At 60.5% G+C, this 22,408-nt stretch carries 18 protein-coding genes and 7 pseudogenes; 17 read left to right on the plus strand and 8 right to left on the minus strand.

The genetic code is table 11. The annotated features are described in order from the left end of the window. Positions 1 to 77 precede the first annotated feature (77 nt). The 6 genes from bioB to IQ26_RS32810 all read left to right on the plus strand — a co-directional run bounded on the left by bioB (position 78) and on the right by IQ26_RS32810 (position 6,016). A complete protein-coding gene (gene bioB / locus IQ26_RS32785) occupies positions 78 to 1,076 on the plus strand; it encodes a biotin synthase BioB (protein ID WP_145722519.1) in 999 nt (332 codons plus the stop codon). Then, positions 1,073 to 2,212: an 8-amino-7-oxononanoate synthase gene (locus tag IQ26_RS32790; protein WP_145722520.1), complete on the plus strand. Its 1,140-nt coding sequence runs from the start codon at positions 1,073 to 1,075 to the stop codon at positions 2,210 to 2,212. The genes bioB and IQ26_RS32790 overlap by 4 nt, the downstream gene beginning before the upstream one ends. Next, entirely contained in the window at positions 2,209 to 2,844 is a 636-nt protein-coding gene (gene bioD / locus IQ26_RS32795) for a dethiobiotin synthase (RefSeq protein ID WP_145722521.1), read from the plus strand. The genes IQ26_RS32790 and bioD overlap by 4 nt, the downstream gene beginning before the upstream one ends. After that, positions 2,844 to 4,109, plus strand: a complete 1,266-nt coding sequence (locus IQ26_RS32800; RefSeq protein WP_145722522.1) for an adenosylmethionine--8-amino-7-oxononanoate transaminase — start codon at positions 2,844 to 2,846, stop codon at positions 4,107 to 4,109. The genes bioD and IQ26_RS32800 overlap by 1 nt, the downstream gene beginning before the upstream one ends. Then, positions 4,106 to 5,089 (plus strand): beta-ketoacyl-ACP synthase III, encoded by a 984-nt coding sequence (locus tag IQ26_RS32805; protein WP_145722523.1) that lies wholly within the window; start codon positions 4,106 to 4,108, stop codon positions 5,087 to 5,089. Before IQ26_RS32800 ends, IQ26_RS32805 begins: the two co-directional genes overlap by 4 nt. 171 nt (positions 5,090 to 5,260) lie before the next feature. Further along, positions 5,261 to 6,016 carry a carbonic anhydrase gene (locus IQ26_RS32810; RefSeq protein WP_145722524.1) on the plus strand — a complete coding sequence of 252 codons (756 nt, stop codon included), beginning with the start codon at positions 5,261 to 5,263 and terminating at the stop codon, positions 6,014 to 6,016. Between the two features lie 389 nt (positions 6,017 to 6,405). Here the strand turns inward: IQ26_RS32810 and hemN are convergent, their stop codons facing one another. Then, complete coding sequence (gene hemN, locus IQ26_RS32815; RefSeq protein ID WP_407660232.1) at positions 6,406 to 7,770, minus strand: oxygen-independent coproporphyrinogen III oxidase; 1,365 nt, start codon at positions 7,768 to 7,770, stop codon at positions 6,406 to 6,408. A gap of 167 nt (positions 7,771 to 7,937) precedes the next feature. Here hemN and IQ26_RS41690 point away from each other — a divergent pair. Further along, positions 7,938 to 8,102, plus strand: a pseudogene (locus IQ26_RS41690) (IS6 family transposase); the annotation flags it as partial. 8 nt (positions 8,103 to 8,110) lie between these two features. Here the strand turns inward: IQ26_RS41690 and IQ26_RS32825 are convergent. Next, positions 8,111 to 8,868 (minus strand): IS5 family transposase gene (locus IQ26_RS32825; protein WP_145722526.1). Its coding sequence is split into 2 segments (ribosomal slippage): positions 8,111 to 8,709 and positions 8,709 to 8,868, totalling 759 coding nucleotides; the frame shifts between segments, so codons are not numbered across the junction. A gap of 113 nt (positions 8,869 to 8,981) precedes the next feature. Between IQ26_RS32825 and IQ26_RS32830 the strand changes: the two genes are divergently transcribed. The 3 genes and pseudogenes from IQ26_RS32830 (at position 8,982) to IQ26_RS32840 (ending at position 12,324) form a co-directional block, all read left to right on the plus strand. Continuing rightward, positions 8,982 to 9,977, plus strand: a complete 996-nt coding sequence (locus IQ26_RS32830; RefSeq protein ID WP_145722527.1) for an NAD(P)H-dependent flavin oxidoreductase — start codon at positions 8,982 to 8,984, stop codon at positions 9,975 to 9,977. Positions 9,978 to 10,090: 113 nt separating this feature from the next. Then, positions 10,091 to 10,291, plus strand: a pseudogene (locus IQ26_RS40715) (DDE-type integrase/transposase/recombinase); the annotation flags it as partial. Positions 10,292 to 11,157: 866 nt separating this feature from the next. Continuing rightward, positions 11,158 to 12,324, plus strand: coding sequence for a porin (locus tag IQ26_RS32840; RefSeq protein WP_145722528.1), 1,167 nt, complete (start codon positions 11,158 to 11,160; stop codon positions 12,322 to 12,324). A gap of 195 nt (positions 12,325 to 12,519) precedes the next feature. Here the strand turns inward: IQ26_RS32840 and IQ26_RS32845 are convergent, their stop codons facing one another. The 4 genes and pseudogenes from IQ26_RS32845 to IQ26_RS39295 all read right to left on the minus strand — a co-directional run bounded on the left by IQ26_RS32845 (position 12,520) and on the right by IQ26_RS39295 (position 14,850). Continuing rightward, a complete protein-coding gene (locus IQ26_RS32845; RefSeq protein ID WP_162458141.1) occupies positions 12,520 to 13,176 on the minus strand; it encodes a hypothetical protein in 657 nt (218 codons plus the stop codon). 112 nt (positions 13,177 to 13,288) lie between these two features. Continuing rightward, positions 13,289 to 13,481 (minus strand): annotated as a pseudogene (locus tag IQ26_RS41695) (carbamoyltransferase N-terminal domain-containing protein); the annotation flags it as partial. Between the two features lie 42 nt (positions 13,482 to 13,523). Then, a pseudogene (locus tag IQ26_RS41700) lies at positions 13,524 to 13,670 on the minus strand (SAM-dependent methyltransferase); the annotation flags it as partial. A gap of 994 nt (positions 13,671 to 14,664) precedes the next feature. Beyond that, positions 14,665 to 14,850 carry a hypothetical protein gene (locus tag IQ26_RS39295; RefSeq protein ID WP_156090965.1) on the minus strand — a complete coding sequence of 62 codons (186 nt, stop codon included), beginning with the start codon at positions 14,848 to 14,850 and terminating at the stop codon, positions 14,665 to 14,667. A 102-nt stretch (positions 14,851 to 14,952) separates the two neighbouring features. On the opposite strand from IQ26_RS39295, the gene IQ26_RS32860 reads away from it, so the two are divergent. The 5 genes and pseudogenes from IQ26_RS32860 to IQ26_RS32885 all read left to right on the plus strand — a co-directional run. Further along, positions 14,953 to 16,290: a serine hydroxymethyltransferase gene (locus tag IQ26_RS32860; protein ID WP_145722531.1), complete on the plus strand. Its 1,338-nt coding sequence runs from the start codon at positions 14,953 to 14,955 to the stop codon at positions 16,288 to 16,290. 55 nt (positions 16,291 to 16,345) lie between these two features. Then, a complete protein-coding gene (gene metK, locus IQ26_RS32865; protein WP_145722532.1) occupies positions 16,346 to 17,521 on the plus strand; it encodes a methionine adenosyltransferase in 1,176 nt (391 codons plus the stop codon). Positions 17,522 to 17,628: 107 nt separating this feature from the next. After that, positions 17,629 to 18,621 (plus strand): adenosine kinase, encoded by a 993-nt coding sequence (locus IQ26_RS32870; RefSeq protein ID WP_145722533.1) that lies wholly within the window; start codon positions 17,629 to 17,631, stop codon positions 18,619 to 18,621. A gap of 2,122 nt (positions 18,622 to 20,743) precedes the next feature. Continuing rightward, complete coding sequence (locus IQ26_RS39300; protein WP_156090966.1) at positions 20,744 to 21,073, plus strand: hypothetical protein; 330 nt, start codon at positions 20,744 to 20,746, stop codon at positions 21,071 to 21,073. A gap of 38 nt (positions 21,074 to 21,111) precedes the next feature. Next, positions 21,112 to 21,423: pseudogene (locus IQ26_RS32885) on the plus strand (YbaK/EbsC family protein); the annotation flags it as partial. Between the two features lie 7 nt (positions 21,424 to 21,430). On the opposite strand, the gene IQ26_RS32890 reads toward IQ26_RS32885, so the two are convergent. Then, positions 21,431 to 21,787, minus strand: coding sequence for a hypothetical protein (locus IQ26_RS32890; protein WP_145722535.1), 357 nt, complete (start codon positions 21,785 to 21,787; stop codon positions 21,431 to 21,433). Between the two features lie 82 nt (positions 21,788 to 21,869). Here IQ26_RS32890 and IQ26_RS41150 point away from each other — a divergent pair. Continuing rightward, positions 21,870 to 21,965, plus strand: a pseudogene (locus IQ26_RS41150) (antitoxin Xre/MbcA/ParS toxin-binding domain-containing protein); the annotation flags it as partial. Here the strand turns inward: IQ26_RS41150 and IQ26_RS41840 are convergent. Next, positions 21,927 to 22,055 (minus strand): annotated as a pseudogene (locus IQ26_RS41840) (integrase core domain-containing protein); the annotation flags it as partial. The pseudogenes IQ26_RS41150 and IQ26_RS41840 sit on opposite strands and share 39 nt — an antisense overlap. A gap of 141 nt (positions 22,056 to 22,196) precedes the next feature. Between IQ26_RS41840 and IQ26_RS32905 the strand changes: the two are divergent. After that, a partial coding sequence (locus IQ26_RS32905) for a transposase (RefSeq protein WP_208760263.1) occupies positions 22,197 to 22,408 on the plus strand: 212 nt, incomplete at its 3' end.

Consider the following 22,408-nt stretch of genomic DNA (forward strand, 5'->3'; position numbering starts at 1 on the left):
CAGGATCGATGCACATTCAACCGGCCTGAATCGGACGACGAAGATACGGCAAGCCAAGAACTGAGAACAGGACGGACATGCACGACACCAATCCGACTAAGACGATGCCACGGGCGCAATGCGCTGATGGCGGGGTGTGGACCTTGGAGAAGGCTCGCGCACTTCACGATGCACCTTTCAACAATCTGCTTTTCCTTGCGCAAACCGTTCACCGCCAGAATTTCGATCCGAACAAGGTCCAGCTGAGCCGGCTTCTCAGCATCAAGACAGGCGGCTGCCCGGAGGATTGCGGCTATTGCAGCCAGTCGGCGCATCACGAAACCGGGTTGAAGGCGTCGAAGCTGATGGAGGTCAAGCGCGTCATCGCCGAAGCGACCAAAGCGCGTGATGCCGGCGCCACGCGTTATTGCATGGGCGCGGCCTGGCGAAACCCCAAGCCTCGTGACATGGATGCGGTCGTGGCGATGGTCGAAGGCGTCAAGTCGCTCGGTATGGAGACCTGCATGACCCTCGGCATGCTCGACATTGAGCAGGCAGCTCGACTGAAACAGGCCGGCCTCGACTACTACAACCACAACCTCGATACGTCGGAGCGCTACTACAGCGAGATCATCAGCACGCGCAGCTTTGCGGACCGGCTCGATACGCTCGAGCAGGTTCGCCAATCCGGCATCAAGGTCTGCTGCGGCGGCATTGTTGGCATGGGCGAAGAGCCGGTGGACCGGATAGACATGCTGGTCACGCTGGCCAATCTGCCGGAACATCCGGAAAGCGTTCCGATCAACATGCTGATCCCGATCGCCGGCACCCCGCTTGCCGAAGCCAAGCCCATCGAGCCGATCGAATTCGTGCGCGTGATCGCGCTGGCGCGCATCATGATGCCCAAATCGCACGTGCGTCTTTCCGCCGGCCGCACCGCCATGACCGACGAGATGCAGGCGCTGTGCTTCTTTGCCGGCGCCAATTCGATCTTCGTCGGCGACACACTGCTGACGGCGGACAATCCCGGCGAGGACAAGGATACCCTCTTGTTCCGGCGTCTCGGCATCGAGCCTATGGAACTCGAGGCGCAATGAACGGGGCACCCCTCGCCCGCTATGACGCGACCTTGCAGGGACTGGCGCGCAAGGACCGGCTGCGGACGCTTGCGCCGCGCGCCGGGCTCGACTTCTCGTCGAACGACTATCTCGGGCTTGCCGCCTCCAAAAGACTTGGCGAGGCGGTTGCGGCTGCCATCGCACGGGGCACGCCGGTTGGCGCCACCGGGTCGCGGCTGCTGCGCGGCAACGCGCCGGAGCATGAGGCCCTGGAGACGGACGCGGCAGCGTTCTTCGGAGCCGAACGCGCGCTGTTCTTCGGCGGCGGCTACATTGCCAACTTCGCTCTGCTGACCGCCCTGCCGCAGAAGGGCGACTTTCTGGTGCTCGACGAACTCGCTCATGCCAGCATGCATGAGGGTGCCCAGGCCGGCCGCGCCCAGTCCATCGTGGTCGCGCACAACGACGTCAATGCTGTCGAGGGTGCGATTTCGCGCTGGCGCGCCGAAGGCGGCATGGGATGCGTCTGGATCGCGGTCGAAAGCCTCTATAGCATGGATGGCGACCGCGCGCCGATGGAGAGCCTGGTCACACTTGCCGATCGGCACGAGGCATTCATCGTCGTCGACGAAGCACATGCCACCGGCGTCTGGGGACCGGATGGGCGCGGCCTTGCCGCCGCTTTCGAGGGCCGCGCCAACATCGTCGCGCTCCACACATGCGGCAAGGCGCTCGGCGCGTCCGGCGCGCTGGTCACCGGACCGAGAACGCTGTGCGACTATCTCGTCAACCGATGCCGGCCCTTCATCTACGCTACCGCACCGTCGCCGCTGATGGCAGTCGCGGCGCGCGAAGCGCTCGCCATGCTGTCCGACGAGCCGATGCGCCGTGTTCAGTTGCATGATCGTGTCGCTTTCGCGGGCCGCCAGTTGGCTGAGCGCTGCGGTGTGACACCCAGCGGATCGCAGATCCAGCCGTTCGTCATCGGCAACGTTAGGCGCACCATGACGTTGGCGGCGGCACTGCAGGCCCGTGGCTTCGATATCCGCGGCATTCGTCCGCCGACGGTGCCCGAGGGCACGTCGCGCTTGCGCATTTCGCTGACGCTCAACGTCGACGAAGCCGACATTTCCGCAATGGTCGAGGCGCTCGTCGAGGTTTTGGCCACGGCATGACCAAGCCCATCGTCGTCACCGGAACAGACACCGGAATTGGCAAGACGGTATTTTCGGCCGGGCTCGCCGGCCTGCTCGACGGCTTCTACTGGAAGCCGGTGCAATCGGGCCTCCACGACGAGACCGACAGCGAGGTGGTTGCGCATCTTGCCGGCCTGCCGTCAGGGCGCGTGCTGCCGGAAGCCTATCGCTTGAAGAGCCCGCTTTCGCCGCATCGTTCGGCAGAGATCGACGGCGTCTCGATCGACGCGGCTGACCTGTCGGTTCCCGCCGTGCTGGGGCCGCTCATCATCGAGGGTGCCGGCGGGCTGATGGTGCCGCTCAATCGACAGACAAGGTTCATTGACATATTCGCGCAATGGCGGCTGCCGGTCATTTTGTGCGCCCGCACCACACTCGGCACGATCAACCACACCCTGTTGTCGATCGAGGCCCTGCGAGCCCGCTCCATCCCAATCATCGGCATCGCCTTCATCGGCGAGGAGGTAGCCGATACGCAAAGGACAATCGTGGAATTCAGCGGCGTGCCACAGCTCGGCAGGCTGCCGCACCTTGATCCGCTGACGGGTGAAGCGCTGAGAGACGCGATGATCGCCGGCTTGGACCTCGCTTTGATTACCGGAGGTGAATGATGTCGCAGTCTCGAGTCTGGCATCCGTTCACCCAGCACGCGCTTGAGCCCGCAATCCCTGAAATCGTACTGACTGAAGGCGCCTATCTCCAAAGGGCCGACGGCTCTCGCATCCTGGACGCGATTTCCTCCTGGTGGGTCGTCACCCATGGCCACCGCCATCCCCGCATCATGAAGGCGATCGAGACGACCACATCGGCTCTCGACCAGATCATCTTCGCCGGCTTCACGCACCAGCCAGCCGAACGTCTGGCGAGGGCGCTTGCCGGCCTCGCTCCGCCCGGACTCGACTGGGTGTTCTATTCCGACAGCGGCTCGACCTCCGTCGAAGTCGCGCTGAAGATGGCGCTCGGCTATTTCCGCAACATCGGCGCTTCGCGTTCGCGCATCGTCGCCATGGAGCACAGCTATCATGGCGACACGATCGGCACGATGAGCGTCGGCGCCCGTAGCGTGTTCAACGCCGCCTACGAGCCTTTTCTGTTCGAGGTCGACACCATCCCTTTCCCGGCCGCCGGACGGGAACAGGAGACACTGGATCGGTTCGAGGCCATCAGCCGCGACGGGCGCGCCGCCGCGCTGATCGTCGAGCCGCTGGTGCTTGGCGCCGGCGGCATGCTGATGTATCCGGCCTGGGTTCTGTCCGAATTGAAGAAAATCACTGAGGCCTCCGGCACGCTGCTGATCGCCGATGAGGTGATGACCGGCTGGGGGCGCACTGGAACCATGTTTGCCTGCGAGCAGGCGTCGATTTCTCCCGATATCCTATGCACCTCGAAAGGCCTGACCGGCGGCGCCATCCCGCTTGCCGCCACGCTTGCCACCGATGCCATCTTCCAGGCTCACTATTCGACGGACCGGAAGAAGACCTTCTTCCACTCGAGTTCCTACACAGCCAATCCGATTGCCTGCGCGGCCGCACTCGCCAATGTCGAGATATGGAGCGACGAACCGGTGGCCGAGCGGATCGCGGCCTTGAGTGCGATGCAGGCGGCCGGGGTTCGGCGGTTTCACGACAATCCCTATTTCACCGACAGCCGGGTGACCGGCACGATCGCAGCCCTCGATTTGCGCACCGGCACAGTCGGCTATTTGGCCGAGATCGGGCCGAAGCTGCGCGCTTTCTTCCTTGAGCGCGGCCTGCTCGTGCGTCCGCTCGGCAATGTCCTCTATCTTCTCCCGCCCTATTGCATCACCGGCGAGGAGTTGGACGGACTCTATGACGCGATCGAAGAAGCCGGCGAACGCTTCGGTTCGAGGCCATGAGCAGATCGTCGCGCATTCTCGGGTTTGGCCACCATGCGCCCGGGCGAAAGGTCGAGAACCCGGAAATCGAAAACCGTCTCGGGCTCGAACCTGGCTGGATCGAACGGCGTACCGGAATTCGCTCGCGCTTCTGGGCTACAGACGAAGACACGCTGTCTGGCCTTGCCGCGCATGCCGGCGACATGGCGCTGGCGAATGCCGGCATCGACCGTAGCGACATCGGTCTTTTGTTGCTTGCCACCTCGACGCCCGATCACCTTCTACCGCCCAGCGCGCCGCTGGTCGCACATCGGCTGGGACTTAGCCGCGCCGGCGCGGTCGACCTGACCGGCGCCTGTGCCGGCTTCATCTATGCGCTGATGTTCGCGGACGGCTTCACCCGCCTGCACGGCAAAGCGGCACTTGTCATCGCCGCCAATATCCTCAGCCGTCGCATCAATCCGGCCGAGCGCGCCAGCGCCGTGCTGTTTGCCGATGCCGCCGGCGCGATGGTGATTGGTCCGTGCGAGGACGCGGATCGGGGCATTCTCGGCGCCTCGGTGGATTCGGACGGCTCGCGCTACGGGCTGATCCAGATTCCCGCCGGAGGAAGCAACACGCCGTTCGACGCCGACCTCGACCTCGATCAGACCCGCATGACGATCACCGATGGCCGTGAAGTGTTCGCCAAGGCCGTGGACATGATGACTGCCTGCTCGCAGGACGCGCTCACGGCTGCCCGAATGCGGCCGCAAGGCATTGACCGGTTCGTGCCGCATCAGGCCAATGCCCGCATTTTCGATGCGGTCGGGAGGAACCTCGGCATAGCAGATCATGCAATCGTCAAGACGATCGCCGACTACGGCAATTCTTCCGCCGCAACGATCCCGCTCTCGCTGTCGCTGGCCCATCAGACGGAGCCGTTTCGGCAGGGCGAGAAAATCCTGCTGGCAGCCGCGGGGGCGGGTCTCAGTGGCGGTGCACTGGTTGTCGGGATTTAACCGAGCGACCGGCCGCGCGCTGGATTGATCATGAATGATGGATAGGACAACAGACCAATGCGCAAAATAGTTGCCGGCAAGCTGCACGGCATCCACGTCACCGAAGCGAACCTCATTCTCTGCGGGCGCAGAGGCATTTGATCCCATAGTAGAAAAGGAGTGAACGAACACATGCAACGGCGCAATTTGATTGGGGGGTTCATAACATTAGGCGCATGCGCGATCTGCGCGCGGCCAGGTTTTGCCGACGAAGGCGTCCATTGGAGTTATCAAGGGAAAAGCGGCCCGGAGCACTGGGGGGCGCTCGATGGCGCGAATGCCGCGTGCTCGGCCGGCGCGCAGCAGTCGCCTCTGAACCTGACGGGGGCCATCAAGGCGGATATCCCGCAGATCGGCATCGACTGGAAGGCAGGCGGCGGCACGATCGTCAACAACGGCCACACGATCCAGATCAACGTGCCGGAAGGCAGCACGCTCACCCGGGGCGGCAGAACCTTCGACCTGCTGCAATATCACTTCCACGCGCCGAGCGAACATCTGGTGGAAGGCAAGACCTTCCCCATGGAGGTGCACTTCGTCCATAAGAATCGCGAAAGCGGAGGGCTCGGCGTGCTTGGCGTCTTCCTGACACCGGGTGCGAAAAACGAGGCACTTGCAAGCCTCGCGGCAGCTTTCCAGGCTGAGGCGGGCGGCGTGGCCTTGGTTGAGGATGTGGATCCGAACGGCCTGCTACCGGCCTCGCTGGACTATTGGAGCTACGAGGGCTCGCTGACGACGCCGCCATGCTCGGAGATCGTCGACTGGATGGTCGCACGCGAGCCGCTGCAGGTTGGCGCCGCCGACATCGAGAAGTTCACCGCGCTTTACCCGATGAATGCGCGGCCGGCGCTGGCGCCGAACCGCCGTTTCATCCTGACCACGAGCTGACAGACGAGCCCGCAGCGTTAAGGGGGCTGGAGGACAAATCAGTACACCAGGTACGGATCGCAATGCAGCAACAGCTGTTTGTCGAAATTACCGGCTGACTAGGAAGAGGCTGGCGCGTTGGATGCGGCAACGCCCGGCCAGATGACGCGAGCCGGGCGTGGCCGCGCCGCGCCGGGTGATCTTGACCGGTTCGCCAGCCACATCTCGGGGCGTCTCGATGGAGATGAGCCCGACCTCGCCCGCCGCTTCCGCCTCGGGTTGCTCTCCGCGGCGAGGTCCATCCCACCAGCGCCAGGTAGTGGCGGCATTTCATGACAGGCTTTCGGCCATGGGGCGTCGAATTCCGCTTCGGCGTCGACCTGGCCCTCGCTCATGCCGATTCGCCGTGCTTACGGGGCGACCCGGTCCAGAAAAGCATCGAATGCGGCAGCAACAGCGCGAATCACAAAGCGATGCTCCTGCCGCACGCGAATGAAACCCTTTTCGATGTCCACTATCCCGTCCTCGGCCAGCATCGCCAAGCCTTCAGCTGAATCGAGAAAACGGATCGGATCAAATCCGTGGGCGGCACAGATTGCCGGCACATCAGCCTCGAGATCGCACATTAGCCGCTCGATGATTGCGGCTCGCACGCGGTCTTCGTCAGCGAGACGGTACCCCTTCGACGTCGCCAGACGGCCAGCTGCGATGTGGCGGGTGTAGGAATCGCGTGTAACCTCGTTCTGGACGTAACCCTCGCCGACACGGCCGATAGCCGACGCGCCGAAACCGATCAGGGTTTTGCAGGTGTCGGCCGAATAACCCAGCGAGTTGCGCCGCATGCAACCGGTTTTCTGTGCCAGCGCGAGCTCGTCCTCCGGCAAGGCGAAATGGTCGAGCCCGATCTCTCGGTAGCCGGCGGCAACCAGCGTCTCGGCCACGGCCGCAGCCTGTTCGGCGCGGGCAGCGCTGTCCGGCAGTGCTGTCTCCTCGATCTGGCGCTGATTCTTTATTACGGACGGAATGTGCGCGTAGCCGAACACCGCAAGCCGGTTGGGGCGCATGGCGACCGCCGCCCTTGCGGTCTGGACGCAGGACTGCACCGTCTGATGCGGGAGACCGAAGATGAGGTCGAAATTGATGCGGCCTACTCCATGCCGGCGCAGCTCTTCGACGACAGCCGCCGTTTGCGCCTCGCTCTGGACCCGGTTGATCGCCTTTTGAACAATGGGATCGAAGCTCTGCACGCCGAGGCTCGCGCGGTTCACGTCGGCTGCTCCTAAGGCTTCGGCCATCTCGGCCGTAAACGTGCGTGGGTCGATCTCGACGGCGACCTTAGCCGTTCTCTTGAACGCGAAGTGGCGGCGCAGGAACTCCATGAGAGCGAGAAACTCAGCTGGCCCGATGAGGGTCGGCGTTCCGCCGCCGAAATGCACGTCGCTCACGGGCAGTGCCCGCGGCGTTTGCTCCGAGACCAAACGGATCTCGTCACGCAGCACCGCCAAGTAATTGAGGATCAGCGCATCCCGGCGGGTGATGGTGGTAGGGAAGCCGCAATACCAGCACATCGACCGGCAGAACGGAACGTGGAGATAGAGTGACACCGGATCGTCAGCCGGTAGGTCCCTGAGCCATCCCTCATAAGTCTTGGCACCGACCGCCGCGGAGAACTCCGGCACAGTCGGATAGATGGTGTACCAAGGCAGGCGGGCCTCGCGATATTTTGTCAGGCATGAGGTCTGCAACAGTTCCCTTCCTATGCTGATAACCATCATCCTTACCGCTGCGCTCTCCTGTGTCTCTGCGCTATGTCAATTCGTTCGCTTCGGCGCGAACCTTGTATTTCGCCAATGTGAATGCTCACGCGGGCGATGTCGCCGATCAGTCTTGGCTGGATGGCAAGAGTGTGAACACCTGGCCGGTCGATACGGCGTTGGGACCAGACTTTGCTCGCTGGCTGGCTCGTAAGACGCCGTCGCGTAACGATATCTGGCATCTCGATGAGCTCGTGGTATCGATTGTCGGCGACAGGCATTGGCAGTGGACCGCCGTCTATCAGAACGGGAATATGCTCGAGGAGATCGTCCAGGTCCGCCGCAATGCTAGGGTCCGGACTCATAACCAGTAGCTGACGATGGCCGCGAGGCAGACGGCGGCAAGGAAGTTCGTCGCCGATCGATCGTATCGTGTGGCGATTCGGCGGAAATCCTTGAGGCGTCCGAACATGCGCTCGATGGCGTTGCGATCGCGGTAAAGGAACGGCGAGAAGCAATTTCTCCAGCGCCGGTTGGCCTTGGGTGGGATGTTCGGCATTGCCCCTTTACCCTCGACCTTGTTGCGGATTGCGTTGCTGTCATAGCCCTTGTCGGCATGCACGATCGGGCTTTTGGGCATCTGCTCCAGAAGCAAATCCCCGGCGGTGCAATCGGCGACCTGGCCACCGGTCAAAAGGAAAGCGATCGGGCGGCATAGGCCATCGGTCAGGGCGTGGATTTTCGTGGTTCGCCCACCACGCGATCGGCCGATCGCCTGATTTTGTTCCCCCCCTTTGCCGCCTGAGGCGCAGCGATGCGCCTTCACCGCCGAGGAGTCGATGAGCACCTCCGCCGGTGTTCCGCCAGCCGAGACCAGGGCATGGAAGATGTCGACCCAGATGCCCTTGGCTGCCCATCGGACGAAGCGGTTGTAGAGCGTCTTGCGCGGGCCGTAGGCATCGGTGCGTCGACCCAACGACCGACTGATTTCAGGACATGCACGATGCCGCTGATTACCCGGCGATCATCAACCCGCCGCTTGCCGCGTGTGTCAGTTGGCAACAGCGCCGCGAGTCGCCCGAACTGCTCCTCGGTCAGCCAGAAATAATCGTGATTCATCCTTGTAGTCTCCCTTTGCGGCGAAATCCCCGTTGATTCCGTGCCTCCTTTGGACCACTGTCCCTAAATCGGGCAAAAGGCCGCGCCCGGATGAAGGACTCAGGGGGAGCGCAATGCCCAACGCCTTCACCACTCTCGTCGGCATAGAAATTCCGATTGTCCAGGCGGCCCTGGGTGGAGCTACTTCTCCGCAATTCGCCGCCGCGGTGAGCAATGCAGGCGGTCTCGGGATGCTCGCCCTCGGCTGGAGTCTGCCTGAAGCGGTACGCGCAGAAATTCGGGCCACCAAGGCCCTGACCAAACGGCCGTTCGGCGTCAATCTCGTGTTGACTTATCCGCAGGAGGAGCGCCTCGCGATCTGCTTGGAAGAAGGCGTGCCGGTAGTCTCATTTTTCTGGGGCCAGGCAGGTTCGCTGACGGCTGCGGCGCATCGTGGCGGGGCAAAGGTCCTGCATACGGCAGGAGGCGCCGAACAGGCTCGGATATCAGCCGCAGATGGTGCCGACGCAATCGTCGCGCAGGGCTGGGAGGCGGGTGGCCACGTTTACGGTACAGTTGCCACGATGGCGTTGGTTCCGGCGGTTGTTGACCAGGTCGCGCCAGTCCCCGTTCTTGCTGCCGGTGGCATTGCGGATGGACGCGGTCTAGCCGCGGCGATGGCACTTGGTGCCGCGGGCGCTTGGATCGGTACCCGCTTTCTCGCGAGCATCGAAGCTCCAATCCACCCGCGCTATCGCGACCGCATCCTCACAGCCAAGGAGACGGACACAGAATACGGGACTGTTTTCGATGTCGGCTGGCCCGACGCTCCGCACCGTAGCCTCCGCAACAAAACGATTGAAGCTTGGGAGGCAGCCGGACGCCCGCCGGCGGGTAGGCGTCCCCACGAAGGCGCGGTCGTTGCAAAGTCGCCATATGGCGACGTGGTTGCATACCAATCTCATACGCCGGGATCGGGTGACGAGGGCGATATCGACGCCCTTGCCCTATGGTCGGGCCAAGGCGTCAGCCTCGTCCGCCGCGTCCAGCCGGCCGCCGAGATTGTCCGCGAAATCAGCGACGAGGCGCGGGCAATCCTCGCACGGCTTGGGAACGATCCATCTTTCTAAGGCCTGTGTGGGAAGTACCGCCGATCTCAATCGCGAACTTATGGGTCCGGACCCTAAGGCTCCCAAGCGCCTACTGACCCGTTGCTGAAAGCAGGGCTGCGCCCTCAGGGGGCATGATCATCGACAAATCGCGCTCCTATGCGGCAAAGCGCCAGGTGGCCGCAAGTCGAGCATCGCTCGCACAAGGGACTTAACAATCGCGCCGAGAACTCGCATGTGCTGCTGCAAAAACAGAACGGGCCAACGGCTTCCGATCCAGAGGCGGTTTACAACGGTTCGTGTCGATCTTCCCAGCCTTGCGAAATCACTTTGTCCGGATCTGATTGGCAAGCTGGCGCCCGGGATCATGACCAGCTTCGCCACGACCGAGGCGTGGCCCTCCGCCCTAACGATGCGCTTACGGCCTGGGCCATGCTCCAAGAGCCGCATGCCCGACCTCGCTCGTGACTATTATGTCGGCGTCAGTGGGGCATCTCGCCTGACGTACCGAGACGGTGCTGCCGCATGATGTCTCAATCTCGAGGTTTCATAGCAAACAAAAGCCGTCGCCATTGAACGAAATTGTCGCGGATCGAACAGACGAACCACATCCTAACGTTTGCTTTTCGTGCTCCGCTTGACCCTCAAAGCAAAAGAGAAGGACGCGCGACCAAGGTGCGCCGGCCAACTTGGGTGTCAGCGCGCAGCTACGTCTTCAGGATGGCACGTCACTTGCCCAGTCAACTTTGGAAGCCGTTGTGACGGTCTACCCACAACTAGCGGAGATGACTATGGCGATTGGCTCAGAAGTGCTGAATCCCCCGGGCAACCGAAGACTTTGGCTGAAGAGCTGCGTCGAGGCGCAGCGCGCCGAGGCATAGGAGCTGCAGTCATGTTGCGCTTTGTTCAGCCTAACTCAGGTCGGCTCTCTAGCGCTCCAGGTCATGTATTAATTCTGCCATCCACTTAATTGTACAAATGCGCAGTATTGCAGCAAATAATATTCGTTCAGACACAACGGCGGCATTGTCTAAAATATGACTTTAGCTTCGTCAAATTTGTTCTTGAACAATTATCGTGACGGATAGCGTCACACTGCGAAGGAACAGCGCGGCGCGCATCTTCTTCGATCGCGGGGATAGGGCAAAGGTCAATTCTTTGAGGTCCTCCCCTCTTTTTAAGCTTTGAACGGAGATCAAGAATGAACATCACGAGCCCTCTTCTCGGCTCAGCTGCGGCCCTGATCGCGGTTTCCGGTGCGCGCGCCGCCGACGCCGTCGTTGTCGCCGAGCCGGAACCCGCTGAATACGTCAAGATCTGCGACGTCTACGGCGCTGGCTACTTCTACATCCCCGGTACCGAAACCTGCCTGCGCATCGGCGGCTATGTCCGTTACGAAATCGGCGCCGGCGATACCCGATCGTATGACCGCGCAAGAACCTCGGATGCGAGGACTGGCGTGGATCAAGGTACATGGCGAAACAACACGCGCTTCACGTTCAAAACTTGGACTCGCCAGGAGACCGAACTCGGCATGTTGAAGACCTATACCGAAACCCGCATGAACTTCGGTAACCGCAATGCTTATCCGGGTCCGGACAGTCATCAGAACTATGCCTTCAACAGAGACATCACGTTGACTTCCGCCTGGATTCAGCTTGGTGGCCTCCGAGTTGGCAAGGACTGGTCGGCCTTTGATACATTTATTGGCTACCCTGGGGACGTCCTCAATCAGATGCTTGTTCCGTACGGCGACTTCGATACAAACGTGGTTCAGTACTACTTTGACGCCAGTAACGGCTTTTCGGCTGTGGTTTCATTCGAAGAAGGCTCTGGCGTAGTCGGTACTATCGACAGCTATGTTCCGCACGTCGTCGGCGGAGTGAAATATACGCAAGGCTGGGGCGCGGTTACGGGCGTTATCGCCTATGACAACAATTACGAATCGGTGGCCGGCAAGGTCCGCGTCGACGTCAATGTCACCAACGAACTGTCGCTATTCGGAATGTTCGGCTACGGCTCCAACGGCAAGCTCAACGATGACTCCACTAACGTCATCGACGCCAATGGCCGTGGCTTCTACAAGCAGTGGGGCGGCAACTGGGCCTTCTGGGCCGGCGGCACTTACAAGTTCAACGAGAAAACTTCGTTCAACCTTCAGGTCTCGGGTGATCAGCTCAAGAACTATGGTGTGGCTGCAAACGTCGCCTATACGGTCGTTCCAGGTTTCACGGTCACAGCCGAAGTCGACTATGACGACTACGGCAACTTCGGAGTCGGCATGGTCGGCCCTTCCAACGTGAACTGGACTGACGCCAACAAAAAGAACAGCGTCGGCGGCATCCTCCGTTTCCAAAGCTCATTCTAACGGAATGAAAAGCTGCATCTCGGTGGTCCGATTGAGCGGACCTATTGCCGGATCCGTTTGAGGAAAAGCGGTGTTACGAGATATCATGAAGAACTCGAATTAGTCAGCTCTTGGCATAGAGTGCGACAGCTCAATCTCCACGAATTCTATACCGCCTGTGTTGCTCTGACTGGCCGTGCAGCACGACCTTGAAGACTACAGCAGCGGTGGACGGTCTGGCGAAAGTCCCATTGCAGAGAAGAACTCGTTCCACGCCTCATCATCGCCCAGTCGACCAGGAACATGGTTCTCCTTATGGACACTGCAGCGCTCTGGGAGCGGCCCTGTGAATTCCGATTCATCGTATGGGTTTCCGATGGCGCGAAAAAATGCCAGATGGAAGTTTGAGTGTCCCAACTTTTTCTCAAGTAGAGTGATCATCTCCTGGAGACCTTCTGTTCCAAACGGCTGCCCTCGCTGCCGATCACCTGGAGCATCCGTTCCAGAGACATAGCGCACAAACAACGTTTTGCGCGTCCGAGCAATATCAAGCATCTTGTTGTATTTGTGAATCAGCTTGTCACGACAGGACTGTAAAGACTCCGGCGTAAAAATCACTGCGTTGGACTTTTTCCTCTCAAACTCATGATGGTAGATGATCCCGTAATTCTCGCAAAGAGCAGTCGTACCATTGAAGCACGCTGATACGCGAAGCCCAAATTGTGATCCATCGTCCGCCAATATTCGTTCGATCGAGGCTACAGGCGTCACAAGCCAATCAAAACAGCTACTCGGGCGCCCTTTGAAATATCGTCTAATTTGATAGGCAGGAGTGCAGTCCGATCCAAGGCTAAAGATCGCTTCATAAGACATTGTTTCGGCCCTCATGCCGTCTAATCAGAATGAACAAAGGAGAACGGCGCTTATAAAGCCTTGTATCCCAAAGCAAACATCACCCTCCACGCCGCGCGGATGGTGGGCTACCAATTGCGTTGAGATTGCCGATGGCTTGATATCGCAGCTTGTTGCTCCGCTTCTCCTGCTCAATGCAAAAGATGAGCCGTCGTCATCAACAGGGCGATCGCCCCGTCATGCGTACAGTTGATGCTATCGCCGGCAATTCGGGTCGTCCGAAAGCCGAATCGGACTCCAGAAGCGGGCGAGCAGTCTTGGCTGATCGATTCACCCCGGCACCGCGGACGCTCGCCCTCAATCAACGTCTGGTTCAGCATGGGTATGACCGTCTCGGCACCAGCGGCGTGACTCCAGCGACGGCAAGTGGTATCGCGCGCCGATCCGAAAACCAGATGCCGCCTGGCGCAAGCACCCGCGCCAGGTTGCGGATGGCCGCGTCGGAGACTATCCATGTGATATGCGACGAGTCCTTGACGCGCCAGCTTGAACGGATTCCTGGCGAGCTGCGACGGATCGTCGAGGGCTAATGCCCCGATTCAACAGTCGATAATTTGTGTCCCGCCTCAAGACTCCTCCAGTTTGGCAAGTCACAATCGCTCGTCGCCGCAAACGCCGCCAGATGTCGCGATAGCTAAGGTTCCCACCCAAATCGTGCCCGCTGGCAAAATTTGGGTCGATGCACGTGGTCTCGTTTTTTTGAATGGCGCATTTCGAAAGTTCCGCCAAATCGTTTTTTTGATGCAGCCCCATCCACGCTATGGATACTAAGCACGCAGCATCAAATTGAGCCAGGCGGCCATGAGCGGCATCGTGCTGCTATGAACCTGTTTCCGCGACAAGCTTTTTACGGAGGGTTCGTTCCTCGCCGACATCGTTCGGCCGATGAAGGCAGCGGAAGGCGAACGCGAACGCGATCGGCGGCTCGCTGGTCGTGCGGGCGTGCGGGCGTGCGGGCGTGAAGACATCAGTGAAGAAGAGCCCGCGTTGCAACAGATCCTTCAAAGAAATTTATAGACACTTAGCAACTCTAAACCGCTGTGAATGGTACGCTTATCGCAACATCTGAGGTTAGCGGGGCAAGACACGTGGTGCCGCGAACAGCATGAAATCTCTGGTTTGAAGGAAATGGCAAGAAGAGCGCTCATCTTGGTTCTTCGAACACCGCCACCGTCGGCTCGAAACAAGTCATGCTTACAAAACAAGCATGTACCCTCGCGACCAGCGTGAGTATCTGGTCGCTTGGAAGCAAAAACATAATTCGTTCGAAAGCTGTAGCATCTACGGAGAACGCCAAATGTCAAAGTCAGTAGGGCAAGTGCCCAGTCTTTCCATATGGCTTGATGCTGACAAATGATGACACTGGTCAGTCGTTTACGGACGGCAGCGCATCTTGATCGCCTTCGAATCCTGGGCCTTTGCGCGCATGCGGACCTAACGGTCTGCGAGCTAGCGGAGATTCTGGGGCGGCGTCGCGAGCACGTTGTGCGACACGTCCGGCTGCTCGCCAGAGCCGACTTTCTTTGCTGCAACGAACGACGGCCGTGGTCCTCGTACCATCTCAAAGCGGGAAGCAAGGACGATGGGCTGGTTCAATTGTTGGTCGATCTCCTGCCCCATGGCGATGGTTATCATAAACGAGACCTACAACGCCTCGAAGCAATTCAAGACGCGCGGTCGACGGGGACCGCCTGCTTATCGTGAAATAGATCAATCCAATTGGAGCGCGAAACTGCCATGGACAATTCCGCCGCCGGCGCCATCGCGCAGCCCGACACCTCCGGGCGGTCTCACTTGGCCGCGGTCGATTACCGCGTTCACGAACTGCTTCTAAGACAGCAGCGGCAGGAGCGGACGACGCTCAAACTGATCGCTTCCGAGAACTTCGCCTCTTCGGCCGTGCTGAAAGCGACCGGCTCGATTTTCACCAACAAGTACGCCGAGGGATACCCTGGTGCGCGCTATTACGCGGGAAACGAGATCGTCGATGAGCTTGAGAACCTCGCCATCGAGCGCTTGAAGGCGCTATTCGGCTGTGAACACGCTAACGTCCAGCCTTATTCAGGCTCACCAGCCAATCAGGCCATCTATCGAGCACTGTTGAGTCCGGGAGACAAAGTCATGGGCTTGCCTCTCCCCGGTGGCGGTCATCTGACTCATGGTTGGGCCGTCAACTTCTCCGGCACTGATTATAAACGCGTTCCCTATGGGCTCCACGAAAAGACGCAGCAAATCGACTATGACCGCTTGCGCGAGACGGCCAAGCGGGAACGGCCGAAACTCATTTGGGTCGGCGGAACTGCTTATCCGCGTGTCTTTGACTACGCGGCAATGGCCGAAATCGCTTCGGAGGCGAACTGCTATCTCGTGGCCGACATCGCGCACATCAGTGGCCTGATTGTCGCAGGAGCGCATCCGAATCCCGTCGGCCATTGCGACGTCGTCAGCAGCACGTCTCACAAGTCGATACGCGGTCCCCGCGGAGGCTTCATTTTGTCAAGGAATGAAGACCGCTATCAGGCGCTCTATCATCCGAAGAGCAAACACAATCTCGCCAAACGGATAGATCGCGCGGTGTTCCCTCTCCTGCAAGGCGGGCCGCATATGAATATCATCGCCGCGCTCGCTGTCGCTTTGCAGGAAGCCGCGAACCCGTCCTTCCGTGTCTATGGTCAGCAGATCGTCAAGAATGCCAAGGCTCTGGCCCAAGCGTTTCTGGACCGAGGTTATGACCTGGTCACCGGGGGGACTGACAATCACATGCTGATCCTTGATCTCCGCGATCGACCATTGTCAGGCAAAGCCTATGCCGAGCGATTGGCAAAGGCGGGCATCATTACAAACTTCAATATGGTGCCGGGCGACTCGCGGCATCCGGCGCTCACAAGCGGCATCCGCTTAGGGACACCAGCGGTGACGTCCATGGGCATGCGCGAGGGAGAAATGGTGCAGATTGCCGCTTTCATCGACTTGGTCTGCAGCCAGCCCAATGATCCGGATGTTCATGCCTGCGTGCGAAGAGAGGTTGCCGACTTCTGCGCTGCATTCGATATCCCTGGCATCACCGACAGGTAAGGCGGGCAAATCAAATGTCCCCACCTAACTCCAACAGCTGAAGCGAGGACATTCCATGACTAGGCAATTCGTGTTCTCTTCCGAATCCGTCGGCGCGGGACACCCGGATAAGATGGCCGACAACATCTCGGATGCCATCCTCGATGCGATCCTCCGCACCGATCCGAAAGCGCGCGTCGCTTGTGAAGCGTTGGTGAAGACAGGGATGGTCGTTCTGGCTGGCGAGATCACCAGCGATGCGCAGGTCGATTACAGCCAGATTGCCCGCGATACGATCCTCGATATTGGATACGATGACGATGCCGTCGGCTTTGATGGTCGGCGTTGCGCCGTCGTTGTGGCTCTCACCGAGCAGTCGCCCGACATTAGCCAGGGCGTTGACGAGGGACGAGGGCAGGATCTCGAGCAGGGCGCGGGGGATCAGGGCCTCATGTTCGGATTCGCATGCAGCGAGACCGATACACTGATGCCCTTGCCGATCCAGCTCGCTCACTGCTTGACGAAAAGACAGGCAGAGGTCCGCAAAGCGGGACAGCTTGGCTGGCTGCGCCCGGACGTGAAGTCTCAAGTGTCCGTTCGCTATGAAGGTCTCCGCCCGGTGGCGCTGGATACCGTAGTCCTGTCGACGCAACATGCGGAGGAGGTCTCACAAGAAACGGTCCGGGAAGGCGTCATTGAGGAGATCATAAAGCCGGTCTTGCCGTCCCACTTGGACACGACGGGGACCAGGTTCTTGGTCAATCCAACGGGGCGGTTCGTAGTCGGTGGGCCGCGCGGCGACTGCGGCCTCACTGGACGCAAGATCATCGTCGATTCCTACGGTGGGATGGGGCGTCACGGTGGCGGCGCCTTTTCGGGCAAGGACCCGTCCAAGGTTGACCGCTCGGCAGCCTATGCGGCCCGGTATGTCGCGAAGAATATCGTGGCTAGCGGACTTGCGGAGGTCTGCGAGGTGCAGCTTGCTTACGCGATCGGCGTGGCCGCGCCGGTGTCTATCCTCGTCAACACCTTCGGAACCGCAAGGATCGAGGAAAAAAGAATCGAGCGCGTCGTTCTTGAGCTTTTCGATCTCCGACCGAAAGGCATCATCAAGATGCTTGATCTCTTACGCCCGATATACCGCAAGACCGCGACATACGGACACTTCGGCCGTGAAGAGCCTGAGTTCACCTGGGAAAGAACGGACAGAGCTGACGCCTTGCTGCGGGAGGCAGGACCCGCAGCTGCGTGACGGCCGATGTTGGATCCGGCGGCATGCGGGACCCCGATTCCAACTCGCTAACGAGCGCCCGGCCGGCGTGGCAGAAAGCCGGTGGTTTTTTCGCGGAGACATCATTGATGCCGGATTATGACGTGCTTTGTATCGGTAATGCCATTGTCGACATCATCGCCCAGTGCGACGAGGTGTTCCTGGAGACGAACGGCATCATCAAGGGCGCGATGAACCTGATCGACACGAGGCGCGCCGAGCTGCTCTACAGCCGCATGGGCCCGGCCATCGAAGCCTCCGGCGGCAGCGCCGGCAACACGGCGGCGGGCGTCGCCAGCTTCGGCGGCCGCGCCGCCTTCTTCGGCAAGGTCTCGAACGACCCGCTCGGCGAAATCTACGCCCATGACATCCACGCGCAGGGCGTCGCCTTCGACACCAAGCCGCTCAACGGCCAGCCGCCGACGGCGCGCTCGATGATCTTCGTCACGCCCGACGGCGAGCGCTCGATGAACACCTATCTCGGCGCCTGCATCGAGCTTGGGCCGGAGGATGTCGAGGCTGACAAGGCTTCGGGGGCGGCGGTCACCTATTTCGAGGGCTATCTGTGGGACCCGCCGCGCGCCAAGGAAGCGATCCGGCAGACGGCGAAGCTCGCGCATGCCGCCGGCCGCGAAGTGTCGATGACGCTGTCGGATTCGTTCTGCGTCGACCGCTACCGCGACGAGTTCCTCGACCTGATGCGTTCGGGCACCGTCGACATCGTCTTTGCCAACACCCACGAGATCAAGTCGCTCTACCAGACCGCCTCCTTCGACGAGGCGCTGGCCCAGATCCGCAACGACTGCAAGATCGCCGCCGTCACCCGCTCGGAAATGGGCTCGGTCATCGTGCGCGGCGACGAGACCGTCACCGTCAACGCGACCAAGATCCGGGAGCTGGTCGACACCACCGGCGCCGGCGACCTCTATGCCGCCGGCTTCCTCTACGGCTACACGCAAGGCCGCAGCTTGAAGGATTGCGGCGATCTCGGCTCGCTGGCGGCCGGGCTGGTCATCCAGCAGCTCGGGCCAAGGCCGAGGCAGAATTTGCGCAGAGAGGCCGAGCAAGCGGGGCTGCGTTAGGCGGATATTTTAAGGGCGAGCTGCCTACCTCCCCCTTGTACAGGCTGTCCAGAGGAGCGCGGGTAAATCGAATGTCGCAGGCGCATCCCCGTGAGACGGCGGTTTCCGTCGCGGAGCTTGGTGTCCAGGCTCAGAAGTCCTCTCATGAGGACCTTCTCGAGATCTGACAGCAGCTTTCCGCGCCGGTCCTCCAAAAGTTTGGCCAAGTTATCGACCTTCCAATGCACCGCCGGCAGTTACGCGGCTCCAGGTATTCCGAGCAGGTCCCAGTTAGGTTCGCCGGCCTTGAAGGAAAGAAGGAAACGACGGTGCTCGACAGGCATGTTGCCGACGATCTCGGCGACTACCCATGAGGTGCGTCTGCTGACCGCCCGCGGTCTGGTCGTCGGAGAGGTCGGCCCGGCACCTTCGTGCGCTCGCCGCACCACGTCAACGCTAGTGCGTTCGACCTCCAACACACCTCCACATCCATAGATCTTTCGCGCAATGTCCTGCCATTGCCGGGACTGGCGGAGCGGTTCGAGGCGGCGGCTCGCAAAGTGATGAGACGCGAACGCACATCTCTCTTGGACTACCATCCCAACGGCGGGTGGATGAGCGACCGTGCCGCGGCCGTTCGCTGGCTATCACGCAGTGGGCATCTGCCCGACGCCCTACTCGCATCCTGATCTGTGCAAGCCCGTCGCTGCAAACAACCGCTGCTCCGTCTGCGGTCACGGCCGACGACGCTGCACCGATGTGATAACCTCAACGCGTGACGATGTGATCACCTCAACGCGCGACCTCGTCTGTAAGTTTTCTAATTGCGGCAGCAGGGCTTCGTTGGTTGCTTGCCGCTGCCAAAACCTTCGTTTAGGCATATTCTTTAATTTGTCCGCATTCTGCAGCAGGGCCTGCACCGCCTGCGCTGCGCCGTTGTTGCCCAGGATCTTGGCTTCAATTATTCAGTGAAACAAGTCGAAAATTTTCATCCGAACTGACAGTTTTCAGCAAGTGCTGAATCCGATCGCATGGTGGAATACGAGGCCTCCGCCCCGGTGTTCCTTGCCGAGATCAGACGACCATGGACGCGAGGGTTATTCGCTCGGAGAAACCACGGGTGCAGACGGCGGCGCGCACCGTAGAGATTCTGAAAGACCTGCCCGTCAGAGTAGCGCAGACATCTCGGCGAAACAAATAAGGGCGATCTCTCGACATCACGGCAGGCGGCAGTTCATATGGTATTGGGCTTCGCCGCCGCTGCCATCGGACACGCGGCTCGAGATGGTAGCCACAATCTTCGAAGCACGCGCCCAGCACGACAGTAGAACGAGCCTAAACACAAGCGACCGATGTGCAGTGTCTGGATCATGGTCGGGGTTGCGCGAGATCTGCCGCATGGCGCACCCGCCGCCGGCTCTCATCTGCTGCGCGCTTCGGCCTGTGGACAGCAGACAGCGAAGCCTCCAGGGCCGCGAAAATCTCGCGACGGCGGCTCGATTCCGGGACCGAACCACCATTTTGGGGAGGTGATCCGTGCAGGTATCTGGCGTGGATCACGCCATCCATCTCCTGACCGCATCATTGCCATCGCCCTCCTACAGCCCGGCCGAGCCTCCCGACCGCCGGATCGATGATGACGATCCCCTTTGAAGAATAGTCTCTTTTGAAAAGTGTGACGGTCTGCGCCGTCCTACCGTGTTTTAGCCTTTGCCGTGGCCTCCTGCGCTTCACGCCGCACACGGCGAAGCGCTGTCATTCTACCGTGCAACACTCGCTGAAAAATACGACAGGTGGACTACAATAATCAGGTCTGGGCTAAAGATTTTTCGGGCGAACCCCGAAAAAAGAAACGACAGCTCTTGGTCTTCACGCCGCCGCTTGGACTTAGTTGGAGAGAGGTCACCAGTCCGGCCGTTCCGAAGTGGCTTAGTTCCCGCTCTTTGACCCGGCATCGTCGCCGAGATGTCGACGGGCGTGTTGTAGAGCGCGACATTTCGTCGGGTCGTGGTCGAGTAGCTTTAGCCATTCGGCATTCGCCCTCACAGATTCGCGTGGGCGGATTTCCCGCGACCGGCTCTTTCCGAGGGTAACCCGCGTCATATGTTCCCCCGCCGACCAGCTGCCCCAGTTGCGGCAAGGATTGAGAGCGGCGAAGCTTCCGCTAACACCTACATTTCTCCGGCATTTCGGCGATGCATTCCTCGAGACGCTCCAGGCGGAACTTCGCATTGCGAAGTTCGTGTCCGGCTTCGAAACGCCGATGGCGCCCCATAGGTGTGGTCGCCATGAGGTCGCGCTCCAGTTCGGCTATGCGCGCACGCACCTGCCGAGCCTCGTCCTGACGCAACGCTTTGATCCATCCACGCCCGCGCACCGGTCTTCCTGCCAACACCCCAAAACCATGCGGCGCTATGCCACCGAGACCCTAATTTCCGGCAAGCCGAAACGCTCTAAATTTAACATCCGCTAATCTAAGTCTAGTCGCATCGGCATCGCCGTCGGCGTTGGCGGCTTGACGCGCGCATCGACAACCGCAAATCGCGTGATGCGTTCGGCGGCAAGCCACGCATGCTCGACGCCGAGTAGGTGGCGGAAATCACCGGACACCCGGTTGGAGGCGTTTGCCCCTTCGGCCTCGCCTCGCCACTGCCGGTCTATTGCGATGTGTCGCTGCGCGCCTACGATCAAGTGGTGCCGGCGCCCGGGGAAGCCAATGCAGCGGTAAGGGCGCCAAATGGTGCGACACTGCCAAGATGCCGGACCTGCGGCGGATGCAATAATCGACTGACAGCGATGAGCGGCAGCGCCAAAGCGCAGTGACAGGCCGTTAAGCGCCGGGCAGCGTACCTTTCGCCGACATCTCGAAGACATCGAGCAGGATGGCCAGCCCGACGCCGCATGCGGTCAGGATGAGGCCGGCCATGAAGATGCGGTTGGCGCGTTCGTAGATGGGTCGGCGCAGCGAACTCATGTCGAGCAGCATGGACAGCGCCCGCATCTGCAACGCGATGCCGACCAGGATTGGCACAACGGCGAACAGGTCGTAGAGCCGCCATGGCACGGGGTTCGCCGCCCAATGCGTGACGAAGCCGAGCGAAAAGGCAAGCAGGATGCCCACGACGGTGATTGTGCCGTTGCGGAAAATCGTCTCGATCAGCTCTTCCTTCGGATCGTGCTCGTCCAAGCGTCCCTCCCCTCCCTCAGCGTAGCAGGCCTTTGCACAGTTTGAGACTGAGCTCTCAGGAAATCCCCGTACATCGCCGCCAATTAGTCAAGAGACCTTCGGAGATTCTGGCAAAGCGAACCGGTGGCTGCGCAGGGAATTAGCGGAACTGGGCGGTGAAACGCCGTTGACTTTGGCACAGACTGAGACCTGCGATCGGGGCCTTGTGCCCTATCGCCCCATATGGGCGCTCCTCGTTGTAGTATCTGCGCCAATCCTCCAACTTTTCGAACCTCTTTGGCCTGACTCGCGCCAGATACCTAGCCTGAAAAATTCACGGCGGGTTGGCGGATGTGGTTCAAGCCGTTGAAATGACCTAGGATTTGGTTGCTAAGGCCGATCCGAATCATTTCCGGAGACCACACCCGCCATGAATGATCTTACGCTGCCGCTGAGCGGCTTGTCATCAGTGGGCGGCAAGTCCGTCGTCGCCCGTTTCGACGGCGGCATGCTGTCGTCGGACAGTGGCGTTCTGGCTCTAGCAGAGGTGGAGAAACGACTGCGGGTGGCCGACCGTCTGGCGCGCTGCATCGATGATCCGCGCAGCCCGGACCAGGTCATCCACAACTTTGCAGATATGAT

The organism is Mesorhizobium tianshanense (genome assembly GCF_007830515.1).
In the GTDB taxonomy this organism is placed as follows: domain Bacteria; phylum Pseudomonadota; class Alphaproteobacteria; order Rhizobiales; family Rhizobiaceae; genus Mesorhizobium; species Mesorhizobium tianshanense.

Excerpts from the sequence above, each read along its gene's own strand:
- bioB (WP_145722519.1), top strand. The coding sequence starts at position 78 with ATGCACGACACCAATCCGACTAAGACGATGCCACGGGCGCAATGCGCT.
- IQ26_RS32790 (WP_145722520.1), top strand. The coding sequence starts at position 1,073 with ATGAACGGGGCACCCCTCGCCCGCTATGACGCGACCTTGCAGGGACTG.
- bioD (WP_145722521.1), top strand. The coding sequence starts at position 2,209 with ATGACCAAGCCCATCGTCGTCACCGGAACAGACACCGGAATTGGCAAG.
- IQ26_RS32800 (WP_145722522.1), top strand. The coding sequence starts at position 2,844 with ATGTCGCAGTCTCGAGTCTGGCATCCGTTCACCCAGCACGCGCTTGAG.
- IQ26_RS32805 (WP_145722523.1), top strand. The coding sequence starts at position 4,106 with ATGAGCAGATCGTCGCGCATTCTCGGGTTTGGCCACCATGCGCCCGGG.
- IQ26_RS32810 (WP_145722524.1), top strand. The coding sequence starts at position 5,261 with ATGCAACGGCGCAATTTGATTGGGGGGTTCATAACATTAGGCGCATGC.
- hemN (WP_407660232.1), bottom strand. The coding sequence starts at position 7,770 with ATGATGGTTATCAGCATAGGAAGGGAACTGTTGCAGACCTCATGCCTG.
- IQ26_RS32830 (WP_145722527.1), top strand. The coding sequence starts at position 8,982 with ATGCCCAACGCCTTCACCACTCTCGTCGGCATAGAAATTCCGATTGTC.
- IQ26_RS32840 (WP_145722528.1), top strand. The coding sequence starts at position 11,158 with ATGAACATCACGAGCCCTCTTCTCGGCTCAGCTGCGGCCCTGATCGCG.
- IQ26_RS32845 (WP_162458141.1), bottom strand. The coding sequence starts at position 13,176 with ATGTCTTATGAAGCGATCTTTAGCCTTGGATCGGACTGCACTCCTGCC.
- IQ26_RS39295 (WP_156090965.1), bottom strand. The coding sequence starts at position 14,850 with ATGATAACCATCGCCATGGGGCAGGAGATCGACCAACAATTGAACCAG.
- IQ26_RS32860 (WP_145722531.1), top strand. The coding sequence starts at position 14,953 with ATGGACAATTCCGCCGCCGGCGCCATCGCGCAGCCCGACACCTCCGGG.
- metK (WP_145722532.1), top strand. The coding sequence starts at position 16,346 with ATGACTAGGCAATTCGTGTTCTCTTCCGAATCCGTCGGCGCGGGACAC.
- IQ26_RS32870 (WP_145722533.1), top strand. The coding sequence starts at position 17,629 with ATGCCGGATTATGACGTGCTTTGTATCGGTAATGCCATTGTCGACATC.